Below are 469 nucleotides of genomic sequence, written 5' to 3' on the forward strand. Positions count from 1 at the left end.
GCCATCTTTTCCTTGAGTCCCACCAACTCAGTGTCGGGGATCAATAGACCCTTGGCCAGCTGATGCTTAGACGGCATTTCGCGATCTAGCGTCAGTGGAACGATAGTCAGTTTTTGGTAGCGCTCGGTGATAACACGATTAGCACGGCCGAAGCCTCCCTTGATATGCCTATCCAAAAACGGTATCGTGATATTGTTCACCTGACACCCTTCCATCTTAAGAAGATGGTACATCTGACTCGTTTCAAAGTCAGCGCTCAGAATCAGAATGCGCTTGAATCCGACAAAAGGCTGAGAGGGAAGCGCCACACGCACAAAACACTTTTTGTTGCCGCTACTTTTCATCAAGCCGAAAACCTGCATACGGATAGGCTCGTCCGCGTTAGGCGTCAAGTCCTGATACATGTTGTACAGATCGCGAAACACCGACGCAGTGTTCGTGTCATTGACTAGGGACGCAAGTTTACTAG

1 protein-coding gene is annotated in these 469 nt (G+C 49.3%); it reads right to left on the bottom strand.

Annotated features, from left to right (window positions below):
• On the bottom strand, positions 1-362 hold a 362-nt coding region (locus M3183_RS26720; protein ID WP_251475045.1), incomplete at its 3' end, for a hypothetical protein.
• Positions 363-469 lie beyond the last annotated feature (107 nt).

Origin of the sequence: Neobacillus mesonae, from assembly GCF_023715155.1 — a bacterium.
In the GTDB taxonomy this organism is placed as follows: domain Bacteria; phylum Bacillota; class Bacilli; order Bacillales; family Cytobacillaceae; genus Neobacillus; species Neobacillus mesonae_A.